Raw genomic sequence first — 23,658 nt, 5'->3', positions numbered from 1 at the left:
ATCGTGCAAGGCAAATGTGCAGGAAAATTGAAGATTGCCCGGCCGGGTTGAATCTTTTCTTCGCCAGGGCCTAAATGGCCCAATCCATTCTTAACGGCCCACCTCCATGAAGTTGAGTATCTCCACCAAACTGTTTATTGCGGTACTGGCCGGCGTGCTGCTGGTCATCCTGAGCATGGGGGTGGCGACGAGCTGGAGTTTCGGGCGGGGCTTTCTCGGCTATCTCAATGAGCAGGCGCTGGAGCGCATGGCCCCCGTGCTGCCGCGCCTGGCCAGCGCCTATGCGCGCGAAGGCAATTGGGAGTTCCTGCGCAACCGGTCGGATCGCTGGTTCGACATCATGCGGCCCGAGGTCGGCGAAGATCCGGCGAAGAACGATTTACGCACGCCCATGGCGTCGGACCTGACAGGCGCGCTGTTTCGCATCGCCTTGCTGGATGAACACAAAAAACGCGTGAACGGCTACCCGGATATCGGCAACGATGCGTTGTTGCGCGCGATTGTGGTGGCCGATAAAACCGTTGGCTGGCTGGCCGTGACCCCGTTCCAGAGCGTGACCGAAGCCGGCGGCGAACGGTTCCAGCAATACCAGTTACGCACCAGCCTGGTGATGGGCGCCTTTTCGCTGTTGCTGGCGATGCTGATTGCCTGGTGGATCGCCCGCACGCTGTTGGAGCCGGTGAAAAAGGTGGCGGCGGCGACCCACCGCCTGGCAAGCGGCGACTACGGCAGCCGGGTGGCCGTGGCCTCCAATGACGAAGTGGGCCAATTGGCGCGGGACTTCAACCAACTCGCCTACACCCTGGAGCGCAATGAACAGATGCGGCGCGAGTTCATGGCCGATGTCTCCCACGAGTTGCGCACCCCGCTGTCGGTGTTGCGCGGTGAGCTGGAGGCCATCGAGGATGGCGTTCGCACCCTGAACCAAGGGTCGATGAAGTCCTTGCAAGGTGAGGTCAGCATGCTTAGCAAACTGGTGGATGACCTGTATGAACTGTCCCTGGCGGATGTGGGCGCACTGACCTACCGCAAGAGCGCGTGCAGACTCGATCAACTGCTGCAAGCCAGCGTGTCGATGTTCCAGGAGCGTTTGAACGACCGGCACCTGCGCGTCGAACTGGAGCTGCCGTCGCAGTCCCTGGAATTGTTGGCCGATGCCAGCCGCCTGCAGCAATTGTTTTCCAACCTGCTGGAAAATGCCGTGCGCTACACCGACCCGAACGGGCTCATCCGCATCCGCGCCGTCGTCGATCGCGCCAATGTGTGCATCGACTTCATCGACTCCGGCCCGGGGGTCTCGGCCGAGCAACTGCCGCGCCTGTTCGAGCGCTTCTATCGCGGCGAATCATCGCGCAACCGTGCCAGTGGCGGTGCCGGTCTGGGCTTGGCGATTTGTCACAACATCGCCCTCGCCCACGGCGGCAGCCTCAGCGCCGCTCACTCGCCCCTCGGCGGCCTTTGGCTGACCCTGCGCTTGCCACGGGATATCTGAACCATGACCGACAAAAGCCCGATCCTGATTGTCGAAGATGAACCGAAGCTGGCCGCCTTGATGCAGGATTATCTGGTCGCGGCAGGCTACTCGACCGTGTGCCTGGACAACGGCTTGCAGGTGGTGCCGACCGTGCGTGCGCAAACACCGCGCCTGATCCTGCTCGACCTGATGCTGCCCGGGCGCGACGGCATGCAAATCTGCCAGGACCTGCGCGGTTTCAGCGCCGTGCCGATCATCATGATCACCGCCCGCGTCGAAGAGGTGGACCGCCTGCTGGGCCTGGACCTGGGAGCCGACGACTACATCTGCAAGCCTTTCAGCCCCCGGGAGGTGGTGGCCCGGGTCAAGGCCATCCTGCGCCGCGGGCCCCAACTGCTGGTCAGCTCGGCGCAGCGCCTGCTGATCGACGAAGCGCAGTATCGCGCCTCGATAGACGGCATCGCCCTGGACCTCACCCCCCTGGAGCTACGGCTGCTCAGCACCTTCGCCCGCTCTGCCGGCCGCGTGTTTTCCCGTGACCAACTGCTCGACAAGATCTACTCCGACCACCGCGTGGTCACCGACCGCACGGTGGACAGCCATATCCGCAACCTGCGGCGCAAGCTGGAGCAGGCGTGCCCAGGGGAAACGCCCATCGAATCGTTGTATGGGGTCGGTTATCGGTTTCAGCTTTCCGAGGCCTGATACCTCGAAATAACACACATCGGCACCGTCAACGAGGCGCAAGCGGAACGCCTGCAACCATCTCCAGATACCGGAGCACGCTAAACCTAGGTCAGATTCAACCCGCCGTCTGAGAGGAGTATCTCGCCGGTCAAGTAGTCCGACTCGACCAGCATTACAACAGCGTTTGCGATGTCATCTGGGCTAGCGGCCCTGCGCATAGGGGCACGAGTTCGCCACAACTCTTGGGCCTCTGTCCACTCTGCGGTCAGCGGCGTGTCGACCAAGCCAGGCGCCACAGCGTTTACGCGAATTTCTGGCCCCAGCGATACCGCGAGCAAGCGGGTCATGTGATTAAGCGCAGCTTTGCTTACCGCATAGGGAATAGATGCGCCCTTAGGACGGATACCGGCATGCGAACTGATGTTTACGACGCAACCTGCTCGACGGTAACAGGCGGCATCGCGCAATGCCGACTCGGCCAATGCGACTAGGTGGAACGGCGCCACGACATTAACCTCGTTAAGTTCGTGCCACACCGTCGAGTTGGCCGAGGCAAGGTCGCCGTGCGGAATGACTCTGCTAATACCGGCGTTATTGACCAATACGTCGAGCTGCCCCCACGCGGCGATCGCCTCATTAACAAGCCTGACCCTGTCAGCTTCAAAAGCAAGATCAGCTTGCACGTAAATAGCCTGCTTCATTTCGGCAACCATAGCGCGTCCCGTATCCGCAGAGTTTCGCGAATGGAGCACCACTGCATAGCCTGCCCGGCTTAGTGCACGTGCAATGGCTGCGCCGATACCGGAAGTGGACCCTGTAACCAACGCGACGCGTAATACGTTATCGATTGTCGGATTGGGTTTCATAGGGACATCTCGAATGGGTTGCTAAAAAGCCATCACCGTAGCACCCAGCGGGCAACGTCGGCATCACTGCCAGGGTAAACCAACGGCTCGTATTCAGCGCATGGCGACCAGCTTGACGCCGAACCCCAGCAGGCAAACGCCGGCCAAGCGCTCCAGCAGATTGGCGATGCGCGGGTTGGCCCGCATGCGCTGAGCGAGCTTGTGGGTCAATAGGACGGCTATCAAACCATAGAGGAACGTCACCACCGCTACGGTCGCGGCCATGAACGCGAATGTCACTATGCCCTGATGCTTCACCGGATCGACAAACAACGGGAAAAAGGCCATGTAGAAGATGATCGCCTTGGGGTTGAGCAACGTGATCATCATGGTCTGACGCAGGAAATGGCCGTTATCCATCCGGCTCTTGCGCGGCGCGGCCCCAGCCTGACTAAACAACATTCGCAGGCCCAGCCACGCCAAGTACGACGCACCCAACCATTGAATGAGATGGAACGCTGCCGGATACGCGGCCAGCAGGGTTGCGACGCCAGCGACCGCCAGCCATAAGAGCACCTGGTCACCGAGTATCACTCCGCACGTCGCGGCCAAACCCGCTTTTATCCCGCCTTTGCCGGTCGCCGTGATGAGGGCAAAATTGCCGGGGCCAGGAATGGCCAGGACGATGATGAAGGCGATGATGAAAGCGCCATAGTCGGTCACGCCAAACATCGGTTATCTCCCGCGCAGGATGGTTTTGGACGCAAAACCTATCATCAACCTCGCCTCAATATCTAGCGACGCAGGTGAGAAAACCATCCAGAAACTATCGGCAAAAGCGATCGGCTGCGCTTCTCGTCGCGAGGAGCCAACGGTATTGGCAGCCGCCCGAGCGACTGCCAATGGCCCGTCAATGACTCAAATCAATCACCATGCGGCCTTTGATTTTCCCTTGCTGCATTTCATCGAAGATCTCATTGATATCTTCGATCGGACGCAATGTTACCTTCGGCACCACCTTGCCTTGCGCGGCAAACTCGAAGGCTTCTACGAGGTCTTGTCGAGTACCGACCAGTGAGCCGACCACCTCGATCCCGTCAAGCACCAACCGAGGAATATCGAGGCTCATGGCTTCAGGCGGAAGCCCAACTGCGACCAGGCGTCCACCGGCACGCAGGGCATCCACCGCAGAGTTGAACGCGACCTTGGCGACGGCCGTCACGACAGCCGCGTGAGCTCCGCCGACCTTCTCCTGGATAACTTTTGCGGCATCCTCGTTGCGGGAGTTGATGACCAGGTCAGCGCCCATTTCCCTGGCGAACTGCAGTTGATCATCGTTGATGTCCACGGCGATCACTCGGGCGTTGAATACATTTTTTGCGTACTGCAACGCCAGATTCCCCAGGCCGCCCAGCCCGTAGATCGCAATCCATTGCCCAGGGCGGATATTGGAAACCTTCACGGCTTTATAGGTCGTTACGCCAGCACAGGTCACGCTGCTCGCCGCCGCAGAATCAAGCCCATCAGGCACTTTCACCGAGTAGTCGGCGACGACAATGCACTCTTCGGCCATTGCGCCATCCACGGTGTAACCGGAGTTTTTTACGTTGCGGCAGAGTGTCTCGTTGCCGCTGTTGCAGTATTCACAGTGCCCACAGCCCTGGAAGAACCAGGCTACGCTGGCCCGGTCACCGGGCTTCAGAGAGGTGACGCCTGGTCCTACCTGCTGCACGATACCGATGCCTTCATGGCCTAGGATCACTCCGGTTTTATCACCGAAATCGCCGTTCTTGACGTGCAGGTCGGTATGGCAGACCCCGCAGCACTGCATTTTAAGGAGAGCCTCACCATGTTTCAGAGGCCGTAATGTTTTTTCGATCACATTCACGCGTTGCCCTTGGGCAACAACAGCAGCTTTCATGCTTATCTCCTTGTATCCGTGAGTGAGCTTGCGTTACAGCGGGCCCAACAAATGCCAAAGCAGTACAGCACCACCCTTCCAGCGCTCCGAAGTCTGGCGCAATGCCCGCCACCCGGCCCCAGGGTCGGGGAGTCAATGGATGCTATTGCTGCGCCGTCGGGTCGCCAACGCTACCGGTCTTATGGCACAAGTCGCGCAAAAGGGGGATGCCTATTAGTCAGGCAAGCCGCGCAAGGACGCCTCTTCTTTGCCTTTCTATGACAAAGATCAACAGGAGACGCTGATCGGCAGATCATCGTGGCCGCTTTCAGTGACCGTCGCCGCCGCCCTGAACGTCAAGTGAGCTCCCCGATCTCTCGGGTCTGGGTGGGCCTGCGACCTTTGGCTCCATGTTTGAAACCTGTTCCTCGTGTACCTTCGGCAGGCCCGGCATATGCACTCAGCGGCGGGTTGGCCATTTAGTCGAAACGGTTCTGGAGTAGCTTTTACATGGCATACGCAACAATCAATCCCTATACGAGCGAGACACTGCAAACCTTTCCCGATGCGACCGATGCAGAAGTCACCGCGGCCATCGGCAAGGCCCATGAGGCTTTCCTGGCGTGGAAGGACACATCTTTCGCCGAACGTGCGCGCATCCTGCAGAATGCGGCCGATATCCTGCGCAAGGACAGCGACGCCTTTGCCAGGGTACTGACGCTGGAGATGGGCAAGTTGTTTGCCGAGGCGAAAGCCGAGGTCGAGCTGTCGGCAAAAATCTTCGAATACTATGTGCGCAATGCCGAAACCTTGCTCAAGCCGGAGAAACTCCCGGTCCTCGACCCTGCCGAGGGCGAGGCGGTTCTCGTCTGCGAACCGCTCGGCGTGCTGCTGGCGATCGAGCCGTGGAACTTCCCTTATTACCAGATCGCCCGCATTCTGGCGCCGCAGCTTTCTGCCGGTAATACCGTGCTTCTCAAACACGCAGCGAATGTGCCGCAAAGCGCCGCTGGCTTTCAAAAGCTGATGAAGGATGCCGGCCTGCCTGACGGCGCCTTCCGTAATCTGTACGCCACGCGTTCGCAGATCGAGCTGATCATCAACGATGCCCGCGTGCAGGGCGTTGCCTTGACCGGCTCGGAAGGCGCCGGTGCAGTGGTTGCGTCGCAAGCGGGCAAAGCGCTGAAAAAATCCACCCTGGAACTCGGCGGCGCCGACGCCTTCGTCGTGCTGGCCGACGCGGACCTGGCGAAAACGAGCAAATGGGCGGTGTTCGGCCGGCATTGGAATGCCGGGCAGGTCTGCGTGTCCTCCAAGCGCATGATCGTGGTCGATGCGGTCTATGACGACTTCCTCGCGCTCTATCGCAAGGGCGTCGCGGAGTTGGTAGCCGGCGATCCCTTCGATGCGAAGACGACCCTGGCACCGCTCTCCTCGCAAAGCGCGGCCAATGAGGTCAAGCAAAAGATCCTCGAAGCCGTGAAGCTTGGCGCCAAGGCCGAAGAAGTCGGGCCGCCCGTGCCTGTCGATGGGGCATTCGTGCAGCCGACGATCCTGACCGATGTCGCCGAAGACAACCCCGCTCGCTACTGGGAGTTCTTTGGCCCGGTGTCCATGGTGTTCCGCGCCAAGGATGAAGACGATGCAGTGCGTATCGCCAACGACTCGCCGTTCGGCCTCGGCGGTTCGGTGTTCACCTCGGACACGGCGCATGGCGCAGAAGTCGCGAAGAAAATCTCCACCGGCATGGTGTTCGTCAACCATCCGACCAAGGTCGAAGCCGACCTGCCTTTCGGTGGCGTGCGCCGCTCGGGGTACGGCCGCGAGCTGATCGGTCTCGGGCTCAAGGAGTTCGTCAACCACAAGCTCATTGTCGTGGTCGATATCGACGCCCCGTTCTGAGTTCAACAGCGCTCTTTGTCCCAAGAAACCGAAATCGAGGAGACCTGACAGGATGAACGTCATCGGGATAGACCACTTGGCTATTCGTGTCAGTGATCTGGACCGCTCCAGGGCGTTCTACGATCAGGTACTCGGTTTCTTGGGATTCACCATAGAGTGGGAGTTCGACCGGGTTATTGGTTGGACCAATGGCGAAACCCTGTTCTGGATCACCGAAGCCGATGCCCAGGGGCGCAAACACAAGCACCGGACCGGCGATGTGGGCTATCACCACTATGCGTTCGAGGTTGCCGCGCGCGAGGACGTCGATGCGCTCTACGCGTTCCTGCTGGATCAGGCGGTTACGATTGTCGACGCACCCGCTGACTATCCGGATTATGGCGAGGGCTACTATGCGGTTTATTTCCTCGACCCCGATAATCTGAAGCTCGAGGTGATGTTCTTCCTGGAAAAACAAAAGCGGCGCTTGCTTGGAAAATCGCGAGGAAGTGATCGCCGGGAATAAGATCTCTTCATCGGCATACACGCTTGAAGAGATTGATAAAACGAGCGTGCGTCAGAATCCTGATACGCCTCAAGTTATCCAGGCGCTGCTCCGTTTCCGTGAGCAGGTCAAACAACAGCGAACCCAAGCCCCGATGGGCCAGTACATCAGCCACGTATTGATTACGCGGGCTCAAACGGCCACTACCGCTGCCGTGTACGAAAACGAGCAAGGCGCGGGTGTTGGTCGGCAAACGCAAATCGGCGTTCCGTTCAACGCCTCGGGGCAACGCGAGAATGATGACGTCAGACCCGTTGGCGTATTTGAGCAAGGGTTCCACCAGTCGTCGACCGGCCTCGACGCGGTTTGGCAAGAGGGTTTGCAATGAGGGACTAAGGATCACGAGGACCTCCTCCGACGATCACGCCTGTGATTTCGGAATAGGCGGCCCTCGCCGCGCTAGATAGCCAGAATGCTGCAGGACACCTGATACAGGAGATGTTCGGTGGTGCTGCCCAGCAGCTTGTCCAGTCCGTGGGACTGGACCTTGCCCATCACAATCACATCCATATGCTGCTCATCGGTGAACGCATGGAGCACCGCGACAGGCTGTCCTTCAATGAAATGCCGCCGGTCGGCAGGCACGCCATAACGGTCGGCCAGTTCGAGGAATGACTTTTCATGACCTTTGCGCAACTGCCTGCCAAGGTCCGAAATTGTCAGGCCCCCGCCGCCCATATCGCCCAGGTACACCATGGAAATGTCGCAGGCGTACAGCAAGTGCAACTCGGCCTGACACTGGATGGCGAGACTGGAAGCCTGCTGGATGATCCGTTCATTGAGCTCGTTGTCCTGGGCAAGGGTATTGGAGGCATCGACCGCCGCCACGATCTTGCGCGGCAAGGGCAGGTCGTCTTCGCTGAGCAGATAGACCGGTATCGGACAGTGACGCAGTAAACGCCAATCCAGCGGGGTGATGAATGCACGCTTGAGTGCCGGTTCGCGCTGCACCTGCTTGATCAGCAGGTCTGGCTGCATTTCTGCGACGTAATCGAGAATTTCTTGCTGAAGGTCGTCGGCCCACTTCGCTTCAGCCGTCACTTCGATACCTTTATTACTATCACGCAGATGAGCTGCCTGGTATTTGAGCCAATCGCGATGATCTTGCAGATAATTTTCGCGAGCTTTTCCCCGGTCACCCTCTTCGAGCAGCGACAACAGGTTCCAGGTAGGGATCAAGGCAGCAATGTGCAGGCTCGCACCGCTGACCTTGGCCAGAGCGGCAGCATGGTTCATGGCTTGAGACCCGCGCAACGCCGGGTTGATGATCAGCAATAACCGTTGATACTGGCTCATGATCGGACTCCATGGGCTTGCACGTTTGTCATTGCCCGCAATGGCGGACAACTGTCGTGTTCACCGCCGAACCGAGCACCTTATTTATGAACTCAGAATCCTCCGTCGATGCGGCCTTGGAGTTGATTTATATCAAGTGCCCGGGCACGCAATACATTCACTCGCGGCAGCTTGTGCCCACACCTCTGGCGCCACCGATGCATGCGGCACTGATAGGCATCGAACGCAGGGGCCAGCCCCTGGCTCAAAGGTTGCGCGAGTACATTGCGCGTCAGACCGGCCGGCCGGAACTCCCTGTTTACCCGCTGCAGGTCAAGCGCTACGCCGACGACCTGCAAGTGCTGCATACCTACACGCAATTGACCGAAAACCCGGCCCTGGGCAGGTTGGATCTGGCCAATACCACGTTTCTGGTGGTCGATGATGTGCTCTTCGAAGGCCATTCCCTCCTGCGCACTTGTGCATATCTGGCACAACTGGGGGCTCGTCGGGTCCATACGGCGGTACTGGTCGACCGGCATGTCCGTCAGCAGCCGATCCGGGCCGACATTGTCGGTATACACCTGCAAGTCGCCGCCACTGATATTGTCGAATGCAACGTACCGCCCTACGAACAGACCTTTTGTATAGAAGTGGTACGACACGGCGCAGCCCGCTGACGGTGGAAGCGTTCAGGGCTTCGCCGAGTCACCGGGCTTGAGCGGTGGAGAACGCTCGGCGCCACGGACCGGCCGACCAGCTCCGCTTTGGTAGCTTTCACAGACCTAGGCCTGGGATGAGATCGCCATCAGTTCATCCAAGCTTTCGTCCGTACCTCCGGTGAGTCGACTTTGTATCGGTACTAACCCCTTGGGGTGATGTACCCGATCCCAGGCAACCTGATCAGCTTGATTGGCTCGGTAGCATCGTTGCTGTCGGCTTTCGAAACAGCTGCGAAATTAATTCGACTGACTTAACCCACAATCCGCAGCCCCTAACTTGCAAGTATTAATGCCGGTTGAGCCTCTCGGTGACGTGCCCGCGCATCGATTGCACCGTTCATTGCCTGACTCCTACTGATAGTGATGCAGGCGTTGAAGACGCAGGGCTACGTGCATGCCATCGCACCAAAACTCTTTGCAAGGTTCGACAGCGTTGATCGATTTGACCACCTGCGTCTACCCAGCATCATGCAGGTAAGGTCGCTGATCGGTCCGAGAACAAACCTCTAGAAACATCACAAGCTGAAACGTATCAGCCTCAACAAAAAACTCAATTATGCATAAATGCATTTTTTCCCTTGACCCGAAGGGAGGAGTCTTTTACAGTTAAATGACTGTATATAAATACAGTATTTTTTGATCGGTATTTATTTGAATCCATTCATGGACGAGGTTTTTCCCTATGAAAAGCAACACTGAGAAATTTGGCAAAACACCCCATCAACCCAGCCTGTGGACCCGAGCCGATGCGCTGAAAGTCCGCGCGGACGACCCCACTACCACCCAGCCACTGGTCAGTGCGAACTTCCCGGTACTGAGCGACGAGGTGTTTATCTGGGACACCATGCCGCTGCGTGATATCGACGGCAACATCACCTCTGTCGATGGCTGGTCAGTGATCTTCACCCTGACTGCGGATCGTCACCCGAACGACCCGCAATACCTCGACCAGAACGGTAACTACGACATCACCCGCGACTGGAACGATCGCCATGGTCGGGCAAAGATGTACTACTGGTTCTCCCGCACCGGCAAGAACTGGGAACTCGGCGGCCGAGTGATGGCTGAAGGGGTTTCGCCGACCGTTCGCGAATGGGCCGGCACGCCGATTCTGTTGAACGAGCAAGGCGAAGTGGACCTGTACTACACCGCGGTCACGCCGGGCGCGACCATCGTCAAGGTGCGTGGCCGTGTGGTGACCACCGAGCATGGCGTCAGCCTGGTCGGCTTCGAGAAGGTCAAGCCGCTGTTCGAGGCCGACGGCAAGATGTACCAGACCGAAGCGCAAAACGCCTTCTGGGGTTTCCGTGATCCATGGCCGTTCCGCGACCCGAAGGATGGCAAGCTGTACATGCTGTTCGAGGGCAACGTGGCCGGCGAGCGCGGCTCGCACAAGGTCGGTGAAGCAGAAGTCGGTGATGTGCCGCCGGGTTATGAAGACGTCGGCAACTCGCGCTTCCAGACCGCCTGTGTCGGCATCGCAGTGGCCCGTGACGAAGACGGCGACGACTGGGAAATGCTGCCGCCGCTGCTGACCGCGGTAGGCGTCAACGATCAGACCGAACGCCCGCACTTCGTGTTCCAGGACGGCAAGTACTACCTGTTCACCATCAGCCACACCTTTACCTATGCCGATGGGGTGACCGGGCCAGACGGTGTGTACGGCTTTGTCGCAGATTCGCTGTTCGGTCCTTACGTACCCTTGAACGGTTCCGGCCTGGTACTGGGAAATCCGTCTTCCCAGCCGTTCCAGACCTACTCGCACTGCGTGATGCCCAACGGCCTGGTGACCTCATTTATCGACAGCGTACCGACCGACGAAACCGGCACGCAGATTCGTATCGGCGGCACCGAAGCACCGACGGTGGGGATCAAGATCAAAGGGCAGCAGACGTTCGTGGTTGCCGAGTACGACTACGGTTACATCCCGCCGATGCTCGACGTTACGCTCAAGTAATCGCTACCCAGGGCTTTGAGGCAGCGGGTTTGAGCTCGATGAAAAACTCGTTGCGGATAGGATCGAGATATCCCACCTAACTTACTGCGACTTTGCTCGGGAACCCTCTTGAACAATACGTAGTAACAACCCTTTGTTACTGGCTGCAAGGAGGCAGCCAGTAACGGGTATACACCCAATTGGTTCTGCTGGCCCGGCCCGCCGCCCTCTACCGCCGGCCGGAACATCCACTACTCCAGCAGACTCCCCCCGTTCACCGACGCAGGTGCCGGGCTATGCCTGGTCCTTCGTGATGCTCGACAAGTCTCTCGCCCCGCGCCTGCGCGCGATGTTCATCATGAAACAGAATCAGGCGATACTGGTGGGAACTGACCTTTGACAACCCGTCGTTGCTACGCGACCTGACGTTGTGTGGCGACAACCTCCTGTTCACCTGAAACTCTTGGCTGGAGCATGACGCCCGTAATGGCGGCCTAGTAAACTTGCGCGCCTGTTACATCCCGAACTTTCGCCATCGGACATGTGTATCGAGTGCGCCATCGTGCAACTGGCGGGACGTATCCTATCGCCACCCGAGCAGCGGCTGGTGAATCGGACCCTTGCTCCGATCTGATTCGCCAAGAAGACCTCACAATGTCGCTAGCCTGCCCTTTCGTAACACTGCGATATCTCGTTTAGGCGCAACACCAAAGAATCGACTGTATTCGCGGCTGAACTGGGAGGGGCTTTCATATCCAACCTTGAAAGCCGCACTGGATACGTCTTGGTGTTCATTGAGCATCAATCGCCTTGCCTCGTTCAGCCTCAGCCATTTTTGATACTGCAAGGGGCTCATTGCGGTGAGTTGGCGGAAGTGGTGGTGGAAGGTTGGCGTGCTCATCTGTACACGGGCCGCTAGCTCATCGACTCTAAGCGCCGAAGTGTAATTCAACTTCAACCAATCGATGGCTTTCGCGATCCGATAACCTTGGCCATCGACAGAAGTTATCTGTCGAAGCCGGCCAGCCTGATCACTTTTCAAGAGGCGGTAGTGAATTTCACGCTGGATCAAGGGGGCGAGAACAGGAATGGCTTCCGGTTCATCAAGCAACGCCAATAAGCGTTCGAACGACGCCAGCATGTCTGCGGTTACCGAACCGATACCTACGCCTTTCGCGATTGAGCGTTCACGGGTGCGCGGCAAGTCAGTCTGCGCTATCAGTTCGGCCAGCATGCGCAAATCGAGTTTAAACGTCAGCCCCAGGCACGGATGTTCCGGGCTCGCCGCGAGGACTTCCGAGTTGGCAGGTAAATTCAGTGATGTAACCAGAAAGCGCGATGTGTCATACGGATAACCCTCACCGCCTAGCCACAACTGTTTTTTGCCCTGAGCGACAAGAATGATGCTTGGCTCGACCATGCAGACGATGGGAGCGGAGGGATGCTCACGCCGAAAGAAACCGAGGCCCTCAATGAGGGTTCCATAGTCACCGGGCTTCGAGACCTGCGAGCCAATGACCTGAGCAAGCGCTTGCTGCCGCGATGTGGCGATGTCGTATTGAGCTGTCATGTTCATCTCGTACCTCTTGGTTGAACTCTAACCCGCTCGCACTTAACCGTCTTGCCAAAAAACGCAAACCCATAGAATCAGGCAAGTAATCCAGCGAAATGCACTATAGAGAGTCTGCTCAACGGGGGAAAATGCTTACTCGACACACCCTCGAGGAAGACTCTCCCATGCTTATACATGCCTATGGTGCTTATGCGGGCGACAAACCCCTTGAGCCTTTGCAGATCAGTCGCCGCTCCCCCACCGCCCATGACGTTCAGATTGATATCGCCTTCTGCGGAATCTGCCATTCGGACTTGCATCAGGTGCGTGCCGAATGGGCAGGCACTCAATTTCCTTGCGTACCGGGGCACGAAATTGTCGGGCGGGTATCAGCGGTCGGCGCGCATGTTGCAGACTTCAAAGTCGGCGATCTTGTTGGTGTCGGTTGTATTGTCGACAGTTGCAAACAGTGTGACGACTGCGAAACCGGCCTGGAAAACTATTGCGACGGCATGATCGGAACCTACAACTTTCCTACCCCAGACGCTCCTGGCTGGACGCTCGGCGGCTACTCACAAAACGTTGTGGTGCATGAGCGTTACGTCCTGCGCATCCGCCATCCCGAGCAACAACTGGCCGCCGTCGCACCGCTGCTGTGCGCGGGCATCACCACGTATTCGCCGCTGCGCCACTGGAACGTCGGGCCGGGTAAGAAAGTCGGCGTGGTCGGTATTGGTGGGCTAGGCCACATGGGCATCAAACTGGCCCATGCGATGGGCGCCCATGTCGTGGCATTCACCACATCGGAATCCAAGCGCGAAGCGGCAAAGGAATTGGGCGCGGACGAAGTGGTGGTATCGCGCAACGCTGAGGAGATGGCCGCGCATACCAAGAGCTTCGACTTCATCCTCAATACCGTCGCAGCGCCCCACGATCTGGATGCGTTTCTGGTGTTGCTCAAGCGCGACGGAGCGCTGACGCTGGTCGGTGCCCCCGCCTCCCCGCATCCATCACCCAACGTGTTCAACCTGATCATGAAGCGCCGAACCATTGCCGGCTCGATGATCGGCGGCATCCCTGAAACACAGGAGATGCTGGATTTCTGTGCCGAGCACAACATCGTCGCCGACATCGAACTGGTTCGAGCCGATCAGATCAACAACGCCTACGAACGGATGCTCAAGGGTGACGTCAAGTATCGCTTTGTGATCGACAACGCCACATTGGTTGGCTAGTCGAAAGACTCCAGCCGGTAACGACTCAACCGAAAGGATGATCCAGTGAAAGGTATTTTTCTCGCCCTCGGGCTACTTGTTACCTCTTTTTCTTCGATGGGAGCCGATATGTCAAACGGTGCAGACAACTTCTACAAAAGCGACAAAGTGACGGTGGAAAAGGTCACCTTCAACAATCAATACGGAATGAAAGTCGCGGGCAACTTGTTCACCCCGAAAGATCTCGACCCGAAAACGAAAAACGCCGCCATCATCGTTGGCCACCCCATGGGCGCGGTAAAGGAGCAAAGCGCAAACCTCTACGCCACCAAAATGGCCGAGCATGGATTTGTCACGCTGTCGCTGGACTTGTCCTTCTGGGGCGAAAGTGCGGGCACACCTCGCCAAGCGGTCTCGCCTGATATCTATGCCGAAGACTTCAGTGCCGCCGTGGACTTTCTCGGCACTCAACCCCTTGTTGATCACGAGCGTATTGGTGTCATTGGCATCTGTGGCAGCGGCAGCTTCGCCATCAGCGCGGCCAAGATTGATCCGCGCCTCAAGGCGATCGCCACCGTCAGCATGTACGACATGGGCGCAGCCAATCGTAATGGCCTCAAGCATGGCGTAACGGCGGAACAACGTCAGCAGATCATTCGCGAGGCGGCGCAGCAGCGTGATATAGAGTTTCAGGGTGGTCAAATTCGTTATACCAGCGGCACGCCGCTGAAGCTGACCGGTAACGCCGTGGGTGACGAGTTCTACGATTTCTACCGCACCCCGCGTGGCGAGGTTACGCCTGCCGGCGCATCGGCGCAGACCACCACCATGCCTACACTGACCAGCAACGTGAAGTTCATGAACTTCTATCCGTTTAACGACATAGATTCGATCTCCCCTCGCCCACTGCTGTTCATTGCTGGCGCCAAGGCACACTCGCTCGAGTTCAGTGAAGACGCCTACAAACGCGCTGCCGAACCCAAAGAACTGCTGATCATTCCAGATGCCGGACATGTGGATCTTTACGACCGGGTCAACCTCATTCCATTCGCTAAGTTGACTTCGTTCTTCAAAAGCAACCTGAAGTAAATGGCCGGTGCCCCTGGCCGGGCACCGGTTCTCTCTCGCGGCCTCATTTACGGGGCCGCAACGCTTCGCGCATGACAGGATTCAATCAATGAGCAACCACTCCCTCCACGCCCCCCGGAAAGCTGAACAATCGTGGGGCGCCGTATTCGCCATGTCGCTTGCAGCCTTCGTGCTGGTGGCATCGGAATTCATGCCCGTCAGCCTGCTGACGCCGATTGCCGCCGACTTGCATATCACCGAGGGGCAAGCAGGTCAGGGTATTTCTGTCTCTGGACTGTTTGCACTGTTCGCCAGCCTTCTGATCGCTTCGGTGGCGGCGCGGGTCGACCGCAAACCTCTGCTGTTGTCACTGACTGTGCTGATGATCATTTCGGGAACAGTGGTCGCTTTCGCGCCGAATTACTGGGTGTTCATGATCGGTCGCGCGTTGATCGGGGTAGCGATAGGCGGCTTCTGGTCGCTGTCGGCCGCAACCGCCATGCGCCTGGTGCCTGAAGACCAGATCACTCGCGCCATGGCAATCGTCAACGGCGGCAACGCTCTGGCAACAGTGATTGCAGCGCCGCTGGGCAGTTTCCTTGGCGCGTTGATCGGCTGGCGCGGTGCATTTTTGTGCGTTATTCCGGTCGCGGTGATCGCCTCTGCCTGGCTTCTATTTAGCCTTCCGGCGATGAAGTCACAAAGTGGTTCGGGCACTGGGAATGTCTTCAAGTTGATGAAAAGCCTACCGGTCGCGTTAGGCATGGTGGCGGTCAGTGTCTTTTTCATGGGGCAGTTTATGCTGTTTACCTACCTGCGCCCGTTCCTTGAAACGGTCACGCACGTCAGTGTTTCCACGCTATCGCTGATGTTGCTCGTCTTGGGTCTGGCTGGGCTCGCGGGAACCTTCCTGATTGAAGCCTTCTTGAAAAATGGCCTGCATCGCACCCTCATCGTCATTCCGATATTGATGGCGGTGATCGCACTGGCGCTCGTTTCATTCGGCAGTTCGGCGGCCACCACCACTGTCTTGTTGGGTCTCTGGGGACTGGTTGCAACGGCAGCTCCAGTGGGATGGTGGACATGGCTGGCCAGAACATTGCCAGAGGCTGCTGAAGCGGGAGGCGGCTTAATGGTGGCGATCATTCAACTGGCCATTGCCTCGGGTGCAACCGTTGGCGGGCTGGTGTTTGACTTGAGCGGCTATCGCGCAACCTTCGAGTTGAGCGCCGCATTGCTGGGCGTGGCGGCTGTGCTTGCCTTCCTGGCTGCACGCTCTGCCACGCGGGAGCCGGTTGCATCGGTGAACATCGCATAAAAAACACAAGACACGCCAAGGCGTCTTTTATCGCGAACAGCGTTTTGTGTCATGAAGGAGGCGGCCAAGAGGATGAGTGCTACGACTGCCGGGAGAAAACCTTTGGGTTTGCGAACACCCAGGTGTGCTAGGGCGGAGAGCAGCAGATGATAAAACATGCCGACATAAGCCAGATCACTGAGCGCCACGTTAAAGCACCAGAGAATCGTGGCAGGACCCAGTACTTTGACCACGATCATCAAAGGCACAAGGTGGGAGGCTGAATAGCCCAACTCCGCTTGTGCGTTTGCGATTAGCGGTATCACACAACACATGCTGACGGCGCAACTCCGAGAGCTTGAAAACGATGGCCTGATCTCGCGAACAGTCTTCGCGGAAGTACCACCGCGCGTCGAATATGAGATGACCGCAAAAGCACGCGCACTCGGGCCGACGATGGCGGCACTCGCCACCTGGTGGAGCGAGTACGGGAAAAGCGTCCCCGTGAAACCAAATCCACGTGGCCGAAAAGCTAACAGCACCCGCAAAGGTGATGGGGCGGTTTAAACCTGAGCGATTCACTGCAGCCGAGGTGATGTGCGACGTGCCTCCTGCGCCTTGAAAGCCAGCTGATTCAGAACCTCCGACACTTACTCCAAGGTCAGTTAGCTATCTAGTCTATTTGCTTAATCGAATTCCAAGCAGCCTTCGCGAGAAAGTCCTGATACTGCTTCGGGCTTTTTTTGACCCTCCCGGAAAGCCAAGCACGCGAATAGCTTTCTGTCGCTCCGATGATAAGTGACGGTAAGAGTTCTACAGGAAGATGACTGAACTGTTCCTTGCGGCCCTCGACACTCATCCAGTCCAGCAACTGCCTGTTGCGTTGTTTATTGCGTTCAAGCAATTCACCGTTGAAAGGCCCACTTGAGACGGCGTAGCGACTTTGGAAAACAAAGCGAGCCCAATCCGGTTGTTCATCGACCCATTCAGCGTAGCTATAGATCAGAGCTGCTACACCCGCTTGAGCCGTCTGTGCTTTTTGCAAATAGCTATCTCGGAGCGCTGCCTGATCTTCTAGCGCAGCGAAAAAAAGAGCGGCCACCAGTCCCTCTTTACTGCCGAAGTGATGATAGATAGCGCCTACGCTCGTTTCGCATTGAGCCCGAATGGTTTCGATGTTTGTGGCTTCGATGCCTACCTCGTTAAAGCAGGCAAGTGCTCGGCGCAGGATCGTGCGCTTGAGCTCGCTACGCCTTCCCGGATAGATACGCTCGATCAGATCAGTTGAATGCATGAGGGGAAACGCCAAATGAAGCGGAGTCTATAGGGTGAACGCACCGTAAAGAAAGCTTGGCTTGACAGCCTCCAGAAATACAGAACATTATTCCGTTACAGAATATTATTCTGTAACCAACCAAGAGGGTATCTCATGAGTCAAGCTCTAAGTATGTTCAATAGCGTAGGCCCCGCCGCGTTCAGCAATATGGCCTGCCAAATGGCACCTTACTTCAGCACGATCGCCCCTGAGATTTCAGAGCTCAGCCCAGGCCATGCAGTCGTTAACGTGCCGTTTCGCAAGGAAATCACCAACCATCTGGCATCTGTGCACGCGATAGCCCTGTGCAACACAGCCGAGCTCGCGGGCGGAATGATGACTGACGCTTCGATTCCTTCAGGCGCCAAATGGATTCCGAAAGGCATGACCGTTGAATATCTCGCGAAAGCAAAATCGAGCATTCGAGCTGTAGCTGATGGCAGCGGTATTGACTGGAAAACCGGCGGCGACAAGTTCGTTCCGGTTGATATCTTCGACGAGGGTGGCGTGAAAGTTTTCACTGCCAGAATCACGATGAATGTGAAAATCGCTTAGGCCTTTTCTATAGGCTCGGCGTTATGCCGAGCCAAATCGCTCCCGCTGCGAGCATGAAAAATGCGTCATGGTTTCAACAATTAACTGTCCCGGTAGAGTTTGAAAAGCGCTGCACGGCGAGCTTGGGGAGTGTCTAGAAAACCCGGAGCGATTCAAACTGCAATGCCCTTATCAAGGTCTGCTGACTAAAACATAGTCGATGAATGCACGAAGTTTGGGCAGCACATTTCGCCGACTGGGATAATAAAGCGCCAATCCGGGAAAGGTCACCGAGAAGCTTTCGAGTAAGACTTCAAGTGTTCCAGCGTGGATATGGCGCGCAACGAGAGATCGCGGAAGCATGAACAATCCGACCCCTCGCTCCGCGGCGTGAATACAAGCGGCCACATCATCCAGTATCAACGGACCACGGACGCGCACTACGTGTCTTTCGCCCGAGACGCTGAATGTCCAGCTGTCCAGCACAATACCCGCCTGCCGATAGGTGATGCACGGCAGGCCCAAGATATCATCAGGTAGCAGAGGCCGCGCATAGCGCGCGATCAGGGACGGTGAGCCGACAACAATGCTGGGTTCCTCAGCGGTCAGAGGTACCGCAACCATATCAGCGTGTACATATGAACGCGGTCGTACTCCGGCATCGCAACCTTCATCAATGATGTCCACCAGGTGATCATCACCGACAAATTCAAGCTGTATTCCCGGGTTCGCGCTAAGGAACCCAGGCACGAAGCGTTCTGTCAGCATAGGAACACTTGGCCTGGGAACACTGATTCGAAGCAGCCCGGTTACAGACTCACCGAAGTTACGCGCGGACTCAATTCCCAGAAGTACCTGCTGAGCAGCAGGCCGCACTTGAAGCAGCAGTCTTGCTCCAGCCTCAGTCAGTCCGACGCTTCTGGTAGTTCGTGCCAGCAGTGGCACTCCCACTCGCTGTTCGAATGTGCGTATCGCCTGACTAACAGCTGATGGCGTAATGCCAAGGCGGCGCGCAGCCGCCCGGAAGCCGCGCGCCTCGGCGACCGCCAAGAACACGAGAACCCCATCTAACTCACCGCGTCCGATTGTGTAGTTCATCTAAACAGTATGAGTAGGTGGCAGTGGATTATCAACCACGGCATTCAAGGGGAAAATAATGTATCAACCCCCTAGAAAGGACTGCTTCATGAATGCTGAAACCAAACAAAACCGCGCCTATCACCTCGAAAAATTTGGCGGGCTCGATGGCCTTGTCAACGGTGCCATAGCGATTCCGACTCCGGCCTCAGGCGAAGTCGTCGTCCGCGTACGCGCCTCCTCGTTGAATTTCCGAGACATCCTCATTCTGCAAGGACACTACACAGCGCCCGTACCATCGGGCACCATCCCTCTTTCCGATGGTGCAGGTGAGGTGATCGCCGTTGGCGAGGGAGTGACTCGCTTCGTCACTGGGGATCGAGTCGTGAACTCATTCTTCCCTGAATGGATTGACGGGCCGTTCACCGGAAAGTATTCCCAGTATTCATATGATGTCGACGGCTGGCTGGCAGATTACCGCGTCACATCAGAAAACGCTCTGGCACACATTCCTGGCAGTCTGAGCTTTGAAGAGGCCGCTACCCTACCTTGTGCTGCGGTCACTGCGTGGTCTGCGGTCAAAGGAGTAAGCGCAGGCGACACGGTACTGACACAGGGAACGGGAGGCGTCTCGTTGTTCGCCATCCAGTTTGCAAAAGCGCTGGGCGCGCGCGTCATTGCCACGACATCCAGCGATGAGAAGTCCGAACAGCTCAAGCTGTTGGGCGTAGCCGACATCATCAACTACAAAACCCATCCCGCATGGTCGCAGCAGGTCCGGGCGCTTACCAACGGCAATGGCGTCAATCGCATCGTTGAGGTGGGTGGCTCAGGCACTTTCCAGGAGTCGGTCAAAGCCATTGCGGTGGGTGGCCAGGTTTCGATGGTTGGGGTACTCGCGGGCTTGGAAGGCAGCGTCGACTTCATGTCCATGTTCATGAGCCAGGCGCGATACCAGCCTATCGCCCTGGGCAGTCGACAAGATCTGGAAGATTTGATCGCAGGCATCGCCGCACATGGAATCAGCCCTGTAATCGACAGTCGTTTTGAGTTTGGGGACGCCAAGCGGGCGTATGAAAAACTCATGACACGTGACGTCTTTGGCAAGGTCGTTATCAGCCACTGATGTGATGACCCAGTCAACGATAGCTAACGGGACAGATCATGACTGCTTATGTAATCTTCATCCGAGAGAAAACGCTCGATCAGCATGAGCTTGATATCTATGCACAAAAAGCCACCATTGCTCTTGCCGGCCTGCAGTCCACGATGCTTTCAGCCTATCAACGGATTGAGGCGTTTGAAGGGGAATTACCAGAAGGCGTTGTACTTTTCTCCTTCCCGACATTCGACGAAGCCAAGGCCTGGTATCACGGCGATGCGTATCAGTCCATCGTTGGACACAGGCTCAAGGGTGCAGTCTATCGAGGGTTTGTCGTAGACGGAGTAAGTTAGAACGCCTACCGAGGATATCCAGAACCCTGTGTCGGCCGTCGAAGGACACTTACCTAGGCTTACTAATCAGGAAATGAAGCGCGCAGGGGAACCTGCGAGCTTTTTCGCTAGGTCACGTGGCAGTCCCGGTCACCTGATCGCCCATCACCACACGTCGGGACACTCGGCAAAATGGTGATGGGTTATGCGTCAGACAGACTCAGACGACGACGCAATTGGGGAGCAGTAAGGTGCGCTCGCCAACACGGCCCACCCTGCTGAAAAGGCAGGACCGAGGCCAAATTGCCCGTCTCGACCGGATCGCAACCCGCGTCGCTGACCAGTCCAACAGCGATCGGCATGCCGATCCGAGTACCCGACGTCTCCAGCACATTCGCATCGACACAGTAGCGCCATTCAGAGTGTTCTCACTGATGCGCTTGCTCAGGTCGCTTCGATGCGCAAATAAGTAGCGCTGCGCGGGGACAACCTGGTCCAACAAATGGCGCACTATCTCCAGCGCCTGCACCGACAGTGGCACGATATAAGGCGGTACGTTTTGGATCTGCTTACCTGGCTTGCACATCGCTAGCTGGAGTTGTTTCACCACTTCCGCCGGTATGATCCACAAGCGCTTCTCCAAATCGAACTGGTCGGGTGTCGCCAGCCGCAACTCGCCCGTGCGGACACCGGTCAGCAGCAACAACCGAAGGCCAAGCCGAGTTTGGTTGGCGCCACCATAGTTTCGAAGAGCAGCCATCAAGGCCGGGAACTCCTCCATACGGAGAAATGGATTGTGAGTAACAGGAGGTTTGCGAAGTGCAACCACATCCAGGCCTGAAGCCGGATTGTGTTCTAGCCCCTCGATTTTTACCAACGCATAGCGGAACAATTGATTAAACCAGGTCCGACACTTTTCAGCTGTCGATAAGGCCTTGCGCTGTTCGATCCTGCTCAGCAAATCCAGCAGATCGCGACGATTGATGTCGTAGATAGACCATCCACCCGGTATGGGCAGGACGTTTTTATTGAAGATTCTCAAGATTTGCGAGAGCGTGCTCTGGCGCCCTTCCTTCAGGCTTAGCCTGCGGAACTCCACCCATTGATTGAACACGGCCTCGAAGGCCTGCTCTGCCGCAAAACGAACAGCACGACGCTGCTGTTTACGGTGCTCATAGGGATTGATGCCGTGGGCGACCAAGGCGCGCGCCTCATCACGTCGCGCACGGGCTTCTTTGAGGCTGATTTGCGGATAACTACCGAGAGACATACGCTTCTGCACGCCCGCCCAGCAGTATTGAAACGCCAGATTTTCCCGCCGCGGGCCGTCACGTTGAGCGCAAGCCCATCCGTGTCGCCTATCGTGTAGTCATTGCCGGTGATTCAGGCTTGCCGAACGGTCGTAATTTCGCGTAATTAGAAAACACAAGGAATCCCCTATGAGCAGTAAAACTATCTTCGTCCAACCCGGTGGCGGTTATGAAAAGGTTGTGGTTGGCAGTAGCGAAGTACGGGCCGCAGCGCGCGGCGAAATCACAGTGCGCCTTCACGCCAACTCGCTCAACTACCACGACTTCGCGGTGGTCAGCGGTATGTGGGGGCCTAGTGAAAAACGCATCCCCATGGCCGACGGCGCAGGTGAAGTCATTGCTGTCGGCGAAGATGTCACTGAATTCAAGGTGGGTGACTCGGTCGTTAGTACATTCTTCCCTGAGTGGATCAATGGTGCGCCACTGGTTGAGGGTTTTGTTAGCGTGCCAGGTGATGGCATTGACGGCTACGCTCGTGAGCAAGTGACGGCCAAAGCCACATCGTTCACTCTCGCGCCTATCGGATACAGCCATGCTGAAGCGTCCACGCTCACCACTGCCGGCCTTACTGCATGGCGCGCCCTGATGGCCGATGACTCACTCAAGCCGGGCGACACCGTGCTAGTCCAAGGCACTGGCGGCGTTTCAATTTTCGCTCTGCAGTTCGCTAAATTGGCCGGCGCTACCGTCATTGCTACCTCTTCAAGCGACGAAAAACTTGAACGTCTGAAAGGACTAGGCGCTGATCATGTGATCAATTACCGCAAAGACCTTAACTGGGGCGAAACTGCACGCGCTCTAACGGGTGGCCGTGGTGTTGATCACATCATAGAAGTCGGCGGCCCCGCGACTCTCGAGCAATCGATAGTTGCAACTCGGGTTGCTGGTCACATCTCCATCATCGGGATACTGAGTGGCGTAAGCGGTGCAATGAATTTTGTACCCGCACTGATCAAGCAAGTACGTCTGCAGGGTGTATTGGTGGGCAGCCGCAGCCAGCAGCAAGACATGATCCGAGCCATCAATGCTAATGGTATGCGTCCGATTATTGATCGTCATTTCCCTTTGAACGAGATTGTCGAAGCGTTCAAGTATCAGGAAACCAACAAGCATTTCGGCAAAATTTGTCTGGATATCTAAGCGCGCATAACTGTGCATGAGAAGACCTTAAGGTTCGCCATGTGATTAGCTCTTCACGGCTTGCAAGGTTCGTCATTCAGACCTCAATGTTGGAAAAACCCACCCACAATAGTTGCCTCTCACTGTTCATGACGGCGTATGCGACCTCTGCAACCGTCCTGTCTTGAAAGCAATGCGCTAACCGGACTTTCTCCTGAGTGCGGCAGATGTCAAAACCACCTAGAGAGGCTTCAGGGTGGAGCGTAGTGATTGATCGGTAGGATTGCATGCCGACTTGCATAGGCCGGCCACCACCCTTTTACGAAATCGAGCACCTTGTATAACTTTTTGCAAGGTGTCTAGAGAATCCTGGGCGATTCATTTTTCTAGCTGTCGCCATTCTGACACGTATCGTCGAAATCATTAAAAGCTCGTGATGGCACCGCGCCATCA

General features: G+C 57.0%; 20 protein-coding genes and 3 pseudogenes. 14 read left to right on the top strand and 9 right to left on the bottom strand.

Annotation, left to right across the window (positions count from 1 at the left end; translation table 11 throughout):
* The first annotated feature begins 106 nt into the window (after nucleotides 1–106).
* Both baeS and LQ249_RS11890 read left to right on the top strand, forming a co-directional pair.
* Nucleotides 107–1,492, top strand: coding sequence for a sensor histidine kinase efflux regulator BaeS (gene baeS, locus LQ249_RS11895; protein WP_169865840.1), 1,386 nt, complete (start codon nucleotides 107–109; stop codon nucleotides 1,490–1,492).
* Nucleotides 1,493–1,495: 3 nt separating this feature from the next.
* On the top strand, nucleotides 1,496–2,179 hold the full coding sequence (locus LQ249_RS11890; RefSeq protein WP_057005566.1) for a response regulator: 684 nt from the start codon (nucleotides 1,496–1,498) through the stop codon (nucleotides 2,177–2,179).
* 86 nt (nucleotides 2,180–2,265) lie between these two features.
* On the opposite strand, the gene LQ249_RS11885 is transcribed toward LQ249_RS11890, so the two are convergent.
* The 3 genes from LQ249_RS11885 to adhP form a co-directional block, all read right to left on the bottom strand.
* Entirely contained in the window at nucleotides 2,266–3,027 is a 762-nt protein-coding gene (locus LQ249_RS11885) for an SDR family NAD(P)-dependent oxidoreductase (RefSeq protein ID WP_079443487.1), read from the bottom strand.
* 93 nt (nucleotides 3,028–3,120) lie between these two features.
* Nucleotides 3,121–3,738, bottom strand: coding sequence for a LysE family transporter (locus tag LQ249_RS11880; RefSeq protein WP_046383985.1), 618 nt, complete (start codon nucleotides 3,736–3,738; stop codon nucleotides 3,121–3,123).
* A gap of 178 nt (nucleotides 3,739–3,916) precedes the next feature.
* A complete protein-coding gene (gene adhP, locus LQ249_RS11875; RefSeq protein ID WP_017847956.1) occupies nucleotides 3,917–4,927 on the bottom strand; it encodes an alcohol dehydrogenase AdhP in 1,011 nt (336 codons plus the stop codon).
* Nucleotides 4,928–5,416: 489 nt separating this feature from the next.
* Between adhP and LQ249_RS11870 the strand changes: the two genes are divergently transcribed.
* On the top strand, nucleotides 5,417–6,808 hold the full coding sequence (locus LQ249_RS11870; RefSeq protein WP_232566478.1) for an NAD-dependent succinate-semialdehyde dehydrogenase: 1,392 nt from the start codon (nucleotides 5,417–5,419) through the stop codon (nucleotides 6,806–6,808).
* A 52-nt stretch (nucleotides 6,809–6,860) separates the two neighbouring features.
* Nucleotides 6,861–7,313 (top strand): VOC family protein, encoded by a 453-nt coding sequence (locus LQ249_RS11865; protein ID WP_017847958.1) that lies wholly within the window; start codon nucleotides 6,861–6,863, stop codon nucleotides 7,311–7,313.
* A 70-nt stretch (nucleotides 7,314–7,383) separates the two neighbouring features.
* On the opposite strand, the pseudogene LQ249_RS11860 reads toward LQ249_RS11865, so the two are convergent.
* Nucleotides 7,384–7,695, bottom strand: a pseudogene (locus LQ249_RS11860) (hypothetical protein); the annotation flags it as partial.
* A gap of 56 nt (nucleotides 7,696–7,751) precedes the next feature.
* Nucleotides 7,752–8,648: a universal stress protein gene (locus LQ249_RS11855; protein ID WP_057005563.1), complete on the bottom strand. Its 897-nt coding sequence runs from the start codon at nucleotides 8,646–8,648 to the stop codon at nucleotides 7,752–7,754.
* An 86-nt stretch (nucleotides 8,649–8,734) separates the two neighbouring features.
* Between LQ249_RS11855 and LQ249_RS11850 the strand changes: the two genes are divergently transcribed.
* Both LQ249_RS11850 and LQ249_RS11845 read left to right on the top strand, forming a co-directional pair.
* Nucleotides 8,735–9,307, top strand: coding sequence for a phosphoribosyltransferase family protein (locus tag LQ249_RS11850; protein WP_232566477.1), 573 nt, complete (start codon nucleotides 8,735–8,737; stop codon nucleotides 9,305–9,307).
* 724 nt (nucleotides 9,308–10,031) lie between these two features.
* On the top strand, nucleotides 10,032–11,306 hold the full coding sequence (locus LQ249_RS11845) for a glycoside hydrolase family 68 protein (RefSeq protein WP_046383990.1): 1,275 nt from the start codon (nucleotides 10,032–10,034) through the stop codon (nucleotides 11,304–11,306).
* A 628-nt stretch (nucleotides 11,307–11,934) separates the two neighbouring features.
* Here the strand turns inward: LQ249_RS11845 and LQ249_RS11840 are convergent.
* The gene (locus LQ249_RS11840; RefSeq protein ID WP_390896595.1) at nucleotides 11,935–12,861 is read right to left on the bottom strand and encodes an AraC family transcriptional regulator; all 927 of its coding nucleotides are present in this window, start codon (nucleotides 12,859–12,861) and stop codon (nucleotides 11,935–11,937) included.
* 161 nt (nucleotides 12,862–13,022) lie between these two features.
* On the opposite strand from LQ249_RS11840, the gene LQ249_RS11835 reads away from it, so the two are divergent.
* The 4 genes and pseudogenes from LQ249_RS11835 to LQ249_RS11820 form a co-directional block, all read left to right on the top strand.
* Nucleotides 13,023–14,072: an NAD(P)-dependent alcohol dehydrogenase gene (locus LQ249_RS11835; RefSeq protein ID WP_108525622.1), complete on the top strand. Its 1,050-nt coding sequence runs from the start codon at nucleotides 13,023–13,025 to the stop codon at nucleotides 14,070–14,072.
* 45 nt (nucleotides 14,073–14,117) lie between these two features.
* The gene (locus tag LQ249_RS11830) at nucleotides 14,118–15,140 is read left to right on the top strand and encodes an alpha/beta hydrolase (protein ID WP_232566476.1); all 1,023 of its coding nucleotides are present in this window, start codon (nucleotides 14,118–14,120) and stop codon (nucleotides 15,138–15,140) included.
* A gap of 88 nt (nucleotides 15,141–15,228) precedes the next feature.
* Nucleotides 15,229–16,437 carry an MFS transporter gene (locus LQ249_RS11825; RefSeq protein ID WP_057005560.1) on the top strand — a complete coding sequence of 403 codons (1,209 nt, stop codon included), beginning with the start codon at nucleotides 15,229–15,231 and terminating at the stop codon, nucleotides 16,435–16,437.
* Between the two features lie 288 nt (nucleotides 16,438–16,725).
* Nucleotides 16,726–16,983, top strand: a pseudogene (locus LQ249_RS11820) (winged helix-turn-helix transcriptional regulator); the annotation flags it as partial.
* Nucleotides 16,984–17,089: 106 nt separating this feature from the next.
* Here the strand turns inward: LQ249_RS11820 and LQ249_RS11815 are convergent.
* Nucleotides 17,090–17,710 (bottom strand): TetR/AcrR family transcriptional regulator, encoded by a 621-nt coding sequence (locus LQ249_RS11815; RefSeq protein WP_232566475.1) that lies wholly within the window; start codon nucleotides 17,708–17,710, stop codon nucleotides 17,090–17,092.
* A 135-nt stretch (nucleotides 17,711–17,845) separates the two neighbouring features.
* Between LQ249_RS11815 and LQ249_RS11810 the strand changes: the two genes are divergently transcribed.
* Nucleotides 17,846–18,286: a hotdog fold domain-containing protein gene (locus LQ249_RS11810; protein ID WP_046383996.1), complete on the top strand. Its 441-nt coding sequence runs from the start codon at nucleotides 17,846–17,848 to the stop codon at nucleotides 18,284–18,286.
* 171 nt (nucleotides 18,287–18,457) lie between these two features.
* Here the strand turns inward: LQ249_RS11810 and LQ249_RS31510 are convergent, their stop codons facing one another.
* Nucleotides 18,458–19,363: a LysR family transcriptional regulator gene (locus LQ249_RS31510; protein WP_079443481.1), complete on the bottom strand. Its 906-nt coding sequence runs from the start codon at nucleotides 19,361–19,363 to the stop codon at nucleotides 18,458–18,460.
* Between the two features lie 88 nt (nucleotides 19,364–19,451).
* On the opposite strand from LQ249_RS31510, the gene LQ249_RS11800 reads away from it, so the two are divergent.
* Entirely contained in the window at nucleotides 19,452–20,468 is a 1,017-nt protein-coding gene (locus tag LQ249_RS11800; protein WP_057005554.1) for a zinc-dependent alcohol dehydrogenase family protein, read from the top strand.
* Between the two features lie 38 nt (nucleotides 20,469–20,506).
* Nucleotides 20,507–20,797: a DUF1330 domain-containing protein gene (locus tag LQ249_RS11795; protein ID WP_046383998.1), complete on the top strand. Its 291-nt coding sequence runs from the start codon at nucleotides 20,507–20,509 to the stop codon at nucleotides 20,795–20,797.
* Nucleotides 20,798–21,175: 378 nt separating this feature from the next.
* Here LQ249_RS11795 and LQ249_RS11790 read toward each other — a convergent pair.
* Nucleotides 21,176–22,159 (bottom strand): annotated as a pseudogene (locus LQ249_RS11790) (tyrosine-type recombinase/integrase); the annotation flags it as partial.
* A gap of 56 nt (nucleotides 22,160–22,215) precedes the next feature.
* Between LQ249_RS11790 and LQ249_RS11785 the strand changes: the two are divergent.
* Nucleotides 22,216–23,226: a zinc-dependent alcohol dehydrogenase family protein gene (locus tag LQ249_RS11785; RefSeq protein WP_232566474.1), complete on the top strand. Its 1,011-nt coding sequence runs from the start codon at nucleotides 22,216–22,218 to the stop codon at nucleotides 23,224–23,226.
* Nucleotides 23,227–23,658: the final 432 nt, after the last annotated feature.

This window comes from Pseudomonas sp. 7-41, assembly GCF_021233075.1.
In the GTDB taxonomy this organism is placed as follows: domain Bacteria; phylum Pseudomonadota; class Gammaproteobacteria; order Pseudomonadales; family Pseudomonadaceae; genus Aquipseudomonas; species Aquipseudomonas veronii.
This window is presented reverse-complemented; position numbering and strand designations above follow the sequence as displayed.